Genomic DNA, 660 nt, shown 5'->3' with positions numbered 1-660 from the left:
GTTCGATTCGCTGCTGCTTGTTTAAATTAATAGTATCGGACAGTCGGTTTCTGTTGCGTGTGGATCGGTTATCTTCTTTCGGTCCGGCCATCTTGAGGTTGGTCGTTCTGTGCGGTTTTGGTGCGAGAAGTTCGGGAACTCGGTTAGAATAAATGGGTATGCCTTCGCGGCGGCGGCGCGGCTCGGGTTCTCCGTGTTCTCGATATGTCGTGACCCGTGAGTGGATTTCTTGTACCTGGTGCCGATGGAGGTCGTTGTGTCCGCCATGTTCGAACACTCGAAGCTGTGCCGCCGAATTGTTGATCACGAAGATTCCGATCGGCTCTTTATCGCAGCGAAAGCAGTCTGTGAGCCTGTGCTGCGAGAAAGAGTTCGAGTGCTGCCGGCGCCGTTTCGGGTGATGGCGGGATACCACCTCGGATTGTGCGACGCTGAGGGTATCGAGTCGGCGGGAAACTCGGGCAAGGGGTTGCGGCCGGGCCTGGTGCTGGCGGCGGCACAGGCGTGCGGTGCTCGGTCCGCTGACGTGGTGGCTGCCGCTGCGACGGCGGTGGAGTTGGTGCACAATTTCACGCTGGTTCATGACGATGTGATCGATGGCGACCGCACTCGCAGGGGTCGTGCCACGGTGTGGAGCCGGTGGGGTCCGACCCAGGCGAT

General features: G+C 59.5%; 1 protein-coding gene. It reads left to right on the top strand.

Features of this window, described 5'->3' with window-relative positions; genetic code table 11:
- Positions 1–265: 265 nt before the first annotated feature.
- On the top strand, positions 266–660 hold a 395-nt coding region (locus NBRGI_RS47740), incomplete at its 3' end, for a polyprenyl synthetase family protein (protein WP_235211149.1).

It is taken from the genome of Nocardia brasiliensis IFM 10847 (assembly GCF_000710915.1).
Classification (GTDB): Bacteria; Actinomycetota; Actinomycetes; order Mycobacteriales; family Mycobacteriaceae; genus Nocardia; species Nocardia brasiliensis_A.
The sequence above is the reverse complement of the archived record's forward strand: the minus strand, read 5'-3'. Positions and strand labels throughout refer to the sequence as shown.